7 protein-coding genes are annotated in these 6,447 nt (G+C 71.2%); 2 read left to right on the top strand and 5 right to left on the bottom strand.

Annotated features, from left to right (window positions below; genetic code table 11):
* The 4 genes from Q1N79_RS19175 to Q1N79_RS19160 form a co-directional block, all read right to left on the bottom strand.
* A partial coding sequence (locus tag Q1N79_RS19175) for a helix-turn-helix domain-containing protein (protein ID WP_300610813.1) occupies positions 1-330 on the bottom strand: 330 nt, incomplete at its 3' end.
* 114 nt (positions 331-444) lie between these two features.
* Entirely contained in the window at positions 445-2,130 is a 1,686-nt protein-coding gene (locus Q1N79_RS19170; protein ID WP_300610811.1) for a ribonuclease J, read from the bottom strand.
* A gap of 159 nt (positions 2,131-2,289) precedes the next feature.
* Positions 2,290-3,189: a 4-hydroxy-tetrahydrodipicolinate synthase gene (dapA, locus tag Q1N79_RS19165; RefSeq protein ID WP_300610809.1), complete on the bottom strand. Its 900-nt coding sequence runs from the start codon at positions 3,187-3,189 to the stop codon at positions 2,290-2,292.
* Between the two features lie 1,096 nt (positions 3,190-4,285).
* Positions 4,286-5,122, bottom strand: coding sequence for a fumarylacetoacetate hydrolase family protein (locus Q1N79_RS19160; protein ID WP_300610808.1), 837 nt, complete (start codon positions 5,120-5,122; stop codon positions 4,286-4,288).
* Positions 5,123-5,328: 206 nt separating this feature from the next.
* Here Q1N79_RS19160 and Q1N79_RS19155 point away from each other — a divergent pair, with 206 nt between their 5' ends.
* A complete protein-coding gene (locus Q1N79_RS19155) occupies positions 5,329-5,706 on the top strand; it encodes a hypothetical protein (RefSeq protein ID WP_300610807.1) in 378 nt (125 codons plus the stop codon).
* Positions 5,703-6,044, top strand: coding sequence for a hypothetical protein (locus Q1N79_RS19150; protein WP_300610806.1), 342 nt, complete (start codon positions 5,703-5,705; stop codon positions 6,042-6,044). Before Q1N79_RS19155 ends, Q1N79_RS19150 begins: the two co-directional genes overlap by 4 nt.
* On the opposite strand, the gene Q1N79_RS19145 is transcribed toward Q1N79_RS19150, so the two are convergent.
* Positions 6,004-6,447 (bottom strand): hypothetical protein (locus Q1N79_RS19145; protein WP_300610804.1); only part of this gene is annotated, 444 nt, incomplete at its 5' end. The two genes, Q1N79_RS19150 and Q1N79_RS19145, sit on opposite strands and share 41 nt — an antisense overlap.

Genomic DNA, 6,447 nt, shown 5'->3' with positions numbered 1-6,447 from the left:
CACCGCCTCCGCCGGCACCGCCAGCCGGTAGCCCGCCTGGGACGACTCGACCAGGCCGCTGCCGATTCCCGCCCGGCGCAGCAGCGCGCGCAGCCGGGACACCAGCGACTGCAGGGCGTTGGCGGCGTCGGCGGGGCGGCCGTCGCGGTCGCCTGGCCACAGCCGCTCGATCAGCTGCGGCGGCGGCACCACGCGGCCCGCGTCCAGGGCAAGCAGGATCAGCAGCGCGCGCACCCGGTGCCCGCCGACCGGCACCGCGCGGCCGTCGGCGTCGTGGACCTGGAGCGTGCCGAGCACGCCGATCCGCACCGTCTCCGCCGTCGTGCTCACCTCGCCTCGCGCCCGTGGACGGTGGTGGCCAGTGCCATCGTAACGCCGACCGGGAATCGAGATCTATCGCGTTCTTCGCTGGCGGCCCCGCCGCTTAGCCGCGCGAGTCCTCGCTCAGACCTCGACGACGAGCGGGATGATCATGGGGCGGCGGCGGTAGTTGTCGCTCACCCACTTGCCGATGACGCGGCGGGCGAGCTGGCGCAGCGCGTGCGAGTCGGACACGCCGTCGGCGGCCGCGCGCTCGAGGGCCTCCTCCAGCTTCGGCAGCACCTCGGAGAACGCGCTCTCGTCGATGCCCGAGCCGCGGGCGTGGATCTCCGGGCCGCCGACGATCTTGCCGCTGCTGGCGTCGACCACGAGGATGACCGAGATGAACCCCTCCTCGCCGAGGATGCGGCGGTCCTTGAGCTGGGATTCGGTGACCTCGCCGACGGTGAGCCCGTCGACGTACACGTACCCGCAGGGCACCGCGCCGGTGATGGCCGCCTTGCCGCCGACCAGGTCGACGACGACGCCGTCTTCGGCGATCACGATGCGCTGGTTCGGCACGCCGGTCAGCGCCGCCAGCCGCGCGTGCGCCCGCAGGTGCCGCCACTCGCCGTGCACGGGCATGAAGTTGCGCGGCTTGACCAGGTTCAGCAGGTACAGCAGCTCGCCGGCCGGGGCGTGCCCCGACACGTGCACCAGCGCGGACTCCTTGTGCACCACCCGGGCGCCGAGCCTGGTCAGCCCGTTGATCACCCGGTACACGGCGGTCTCGTTGCCGGGGATCAGGCTCGAGGCGAGGATCACCGTGTCGCCCGCCGCGACCCGGATCGGGTGGTCCCGCCCGGCCATCCGGGACAGCGCGGACATCGGCTCGCCCTGCGACCCGGTGGAGATCAGCACCACCTCGCCTGGCGGCATCTCCTCGGCCTCGCGCAGGTCTATCAGCAGCCCGCCGGGCACCCGCAGGTAGCCAAGGTCGCGGGCCACCCCCATGTTCCGCACCATGGACCGCCCGACGAAGGCGACCTTGCGCCTGTGGTGCGCGGCCGCGTCGAGCACCTGCTGCACCCGGTGCACGTGGGAGGCGAAGCAGGCCACGATGACCCGCTGGTCCGCGTTGGCGAACACCTCGTCGAGCACAGGCGCGATGTCCCGTTCCGACCTGACGATGCCAGGCACCTCGGCGTTGGTCGAGTCGGACATCAGCAGGTCGACGCCCTCCGTGCCGAGCTTGGCGAAGCCCGCCAGGTCCGTCAGCCGCCCGTCGAGCGGCAGCTGGTCCATCTTGAAGTCGCCGGTGTGCAACACGACGCCGGCCGGGGTGCGGATCGCCACGGCGAGCGCGTCTGGGATCGAGTGGTTCACCGCGAAAAATTCAAGGTCGAATGGTCCGAACGAGCAGTGGTTACCCTCCCTGACCTCCACCGTCTGCGGGTCGAGGCGATGTTCGGTGAGCTTGGATCTCACCAGGGCGAGCGTCAGCCTGGAGCCGGCCAGCGGTATGTCGTCGCGCTCGCGCAGCAGGTAGGGGACGGCGCCGATGTGGTCCTCGTGGGCGTGCGTCAGCACGAGGGCCTCGACGTTGTCGAGCCGCCCGTCCAGGTAGCCGAAGTCGGGGAGGATCAGGTCCACGCCCGGCTGGTCCGGCTCGGGGAACAGGACGCCGCAGTCGACGATCAGCAGCCGCCCGCCGTACTCGAAGACGGTCATGTTGCGGCCGATCTCGCCGAGCCCGCCCAGGGCGACGACGCGCAGGCCTCGTTTGGGCAGTGGTGGCGGGGGGCTCAGTTCCGGATGCGGGTGGCTCACCGGGACCCCTTGTCCCGGACGCCACATTGGCAATTCGTTGCGGTCACGTCCATCAGCTCAGTTGAGCATATCCGCGTTGCCGAGTACACCATCGGGCCGGCGCGCCGCGCGGGGTCGCGGCACGGGTGCCGGGGCCTGGCGCGGCGGGGCGTGCGGTCGTCAGCCGGGGAGCTTGACGCCGCCCGCGGTGAGGTCCTCGCGCAGCTGGCGCCGCTCGGCGTCGGACGCCGGGAGCAGCGGGCCGCGGACGCCGCCGCCCGGCAGCCCGAGCAGGTCCATCGCGGCCTTGGTCAGGACCGCGGCCTGGTTGCGGAACAGGCCGACGTTGACCGGCAGGACCTCCTGGTGAATCCGCAGCGCGTCGGCGTTGCGGCCGTCGCTGAACGCGTCGATCATCGCGTGCAGCCGGTCACCGACCACGTGCCCGGTCACGCTGATGAACCCGACCGCGCCGATCGACAGCCACGGCAGGTTGACCATGTCGTCGCCTGAGTAGTAGACGAGGCCGGTGCGGGCCAGCACGATCGAGGTGCCCGCCGCGTCGCCCTTGGCGTCCTTGACGCCGAGGATCCGGGGATGTTCGGCCAGCCTGACCAGAGTGTCCGTGGCCACCGCGGTCGCGGTCCGCCCCGGGATGTCGTAGATCAGCATGGGCAGGCCCGTGCTGTCGGCGACTTTGCTGAAGTGCGCGGCGAGCGCGTCCTGGGCGGGCTTGCTGTAGTACGGAGTGACGACGAGCAGGCCATGCGCCCCGGCTCGTTCGGCTTGACGGGCGAGTTCCTGGGTGTGCGCGGTGACGTTGGTGCCGACCCCCGCCACCACCCTGGCGCGGTCGCCGACGGCCTCTTTCACGACGCGGATGAGCCGCTCCTTCTCCGCGTCGGTCGTGGTGGGCGCCTCGCCGGTGGTGCCGTTGACCACCAGCCCCTCGTTGCGCATGTCGTCCACGAGGTACGCGGCCAGCCGGGCCGCGCCGTCGTAGTCGACGGCGCCGTCCGCGGTCATGGGGGTGATCATCGCCGTCAGCATCCGGCCGAAGGGCGTCGTGGTCGTGGTCATACCCGAACCGTACCCCGGCGGGGAGGGCCGCTACCAGCGACATTCGCGCTGCCCCAGTGAGCATCCCAATGTTCCTCCGATGTCGCGGTGGCCGCGGGAACGCGGCCGCTGGCGCCGGAGTGACGGTCGCCCTGGGCGTTCGCGGGAAGGCGGTCCCAGGCCGCCAGCGACGCCCACCGCGCCCACCACGCTGTCTCCGCGCCGGGCCCGGCCATGATCGCGAAGACTGGCTCTGTCTGAATGACGTGATCGTAACGGCGCGTTGGCCTCGCTCACGGCATGCGCTGTTCAGCGATTCATGTCGTATGTCAAATCTGCCGGTTCGCGGTCGCTGTCATGTCCCGGTCGACAGCGGATGAATGCTGCATCGAGCCGGTTATATGCGACAGCGGCCTATTCGCGTTTGAGCTGCGGCCTTTCCGAGTACGCGGCCGGGTGCAGGCGCGTCTCCCCGCCGCCGGGTGCCCGCCGACCGCCGCCCGACGATTCGATATGCCCGGTATGCCGGAATCCCGGAACCGGACATTCCGGACAGGGCGATTATTGGGAAAGAAAGGACCGGTCAGGGGTGGCCCTTTCTTTCCCGTTATCCCGGCCGGCGCGTGCGAGGCCAGCGGGAGGGGCTGGCGTGACGGACGGGAACGGGCCGGGGCGGAGGCGATGGGTCAGGTGTACGTGTCGTAGCAGGCCAAGAGCCAGATGGCGGCTGCCGTATTGCCAGAACGCGACCTTGACGAGATGTGGGACATAACCAGAAGACCTTTTGCACCCCCATGTGCAAAAGGTTTACTCCAAGGCTATTTCGAAACCCCTGACTTTGATTGTCAGAGAGGGGCGCTCATCCGGGAGCGGATCTGGTCAAGGCCGTGCAGGAACTCCGGCTGCCTGAGGGACCACTGCTGCGCCCGCGGTCTCCGCTTCCAGCAGATCCTGGTGGTGGTGACCGGCGGACGCCATGCGCAGGGTCGCGACCAGCCGCCGGACGAAGCCCGGCGACGGCTGACGTGAGCTCGGGGGCACGCACGTCAGCCGCACTCTTCAGATCGGCGAGGGCCCGCCTGGTGATACACGCGTCTTGTGATTCATGAGAGCGATTTCAGATGACACGGTTGCGCAGGATGCCGATGCCCTCGATCTCCAGCTCCACCACATCGCCTGGGGTCAGCCAGCGGCCGTCGTTGTGCTCAAGGATGCTGCCGGTGCCGACCGTGCCCGAGCCGATCACGTCGCCGGGGTAGAGCCGCGTGTTGCGGGCGGCCTGGGCCAGGATCTCGGGCCACGAGTAGTAGATGTCGGCGAGGTTGCCGCGGGATCGTTCCTCGCCGTTGACCTTGGCCGTCATGACGGCGTGGGTCCCGTCGAACTCGTCCGGGGTGACGAGCACCGGGCCCATGCTCGTCGCGAAGTCCTTGGCCTTCGCCGGGCCGAGCCCGACGGCCATCTCCTTGCGCTGGACGTCACGGGCCGACCAGTCGTTCATGGCGGTGAAGCCGGCGATCTGTCCGTCCCCGCCGATGACCGCGGCTACCTCGAGCTCGTAGTCCAGCGCCCGGGTGCCCTCCGGGTACGTGATGTCGTCGTCGGGGCCGAACACCGCGGCCGGGTTGGCGAAGTAGAACACGGGGAACTCGTACCACTCCTTCGGCACGACGGCGCCGCGGTTCGCCCGCGCCGTCGCCACGTGCTGCTCGAAGGCGAAGAAGTCCCTGATCGACGGCGGGCGCGGGATCGGGGCGAGCAGCGTGACGTCGGCCAGCGGGTAGCGGGGGCCGCCGCCGGGCGGCTGGGTCATCGCGAGGACATCGAGCAGCGTCGGGGCTTCCAGGCCGACCACCTCGTCACCCTCGACGCGACCCGGCATGTCGCGCGGGACTTGCGAGCTGCCAGCGGCGCCCGCGGCGCCCGCGTTCGGCCGGAATGTGCAGTACCGCAACTCAGCTCCTTAGATCGACGATCCTGCCGAGCCGGATGCTACCCCCGGCTGGGGGTTGCGTATTCGTCCGCTCTGGCCGCCCGGCTGCCGGCCAGGCTCAGCGGAGCCGCAGAGGCTTCAGCCACCTGCCGCAGACCCGAAGCGGCGAGGCTGGGGGCGTAGGGACGAATCGGGAACGGGTGCATTCGATGAAACGGAGTGAAACCATGACGACCGAGCGCGAACCCGGCGGGGCCGAGCTGGCCATGGCGCGGCGCGCGCGCCGCCGGGGAAGGGCCAGGCTCGCCGCTGTGACCGCTGGTGCCGGGGTGGCGAGCGCGGCGGCCGCGGCGGCCATCGCGGTGGCGCTGCCCGCGGCGGCGCACGCAACCACCTCGGGCACCGCCACTTCCGGCACGGCCACCACCGGGACCAGCGGCACGGCCGGCACAGGCACGACGAGCCGGGCGGGCGGCACATCGTCCGCATCGTCCGGCTCGACCTCGTCGTCGTCGGGCTCGACCTCGTCCGGCTCGACTTCGTCGTCAGCGTCGTCCCCGGCCGCGTCGTCGGGGTCCGCGGTCGCGACCTCGGGGGCGTCATGACGCCGGCGATGACGGCGGCGGCGGCGCGCGACGGGTGGCTCACCACGGTCCTGCGCCCGGCCGGAGAACTCGGCCCGGCGGCGCTCGGCCGGCTCAGCGCCGCCCTCAGCCACCTGGCGGCCAGCAGCGACATGGCCATCGTCGACCTGACCGCCGCGGATATCGGCAATCCGCGCGCCCTTGCCATGAGCCTGCGGGCACCGGCCCGCGAGTTCGACCGGACGGGCCGGTGCCTGCTCATGCGCGGCGTCTCCCCCGGGCTGGCCGCAGAACTCGACCGTGCCGCCGTCCCGGTCATCACGCTCGGCGCGGACGCGGTGCCCGACCCGGCGGCCTGAGATGGTGACGCTGGGGAGCCGGCCGTGTCCGTTCGGGCTGATAATGATCGTTCCGGGCAGCGGATAACGTCCGTGTCCCGGCGTTACTGGCGGCCGGGCGCGACCCCCGGGCCCAGTTGATCATGCCGGCGACCTCGCCGGCGCTGATGCCGGTGAGCGTCACATGACCGGCCGGCTCGGCCGACGACAGGAGCAGTCCGCCGCCCGGGGCATCGGCCACCGAGGAGATGCGCAGCAGCGGCAGGGACCACAAGGCGATTCCGGTGCTGCCGTCCTGGCCGAAGCTGCCAAGCAGGCTGTCGCCGCGCACCGCGACCCCGACCACGCGGAACCTGCTGAGCGCGATCAGCCCGGTGCCGTCCACGACCGTCACCCACGAAACGCCGTGCTTGGCCGACGCCGG

It is taken from the genome of Trebonia sp. (genome assembly GCF_030042015.1).
In the GTDB taxonomy this organism is placed as follows: Bacteria; Actinomycetota; Actinomycetes; order Streptosporangiales; family Streptosporangiaceae; genus Trebonia.
The sequence above is the reverse complement of the archived record's forward strand: the minus strand, read 5'-3'. Positions and strand labels throughout refer to the sequence as shown.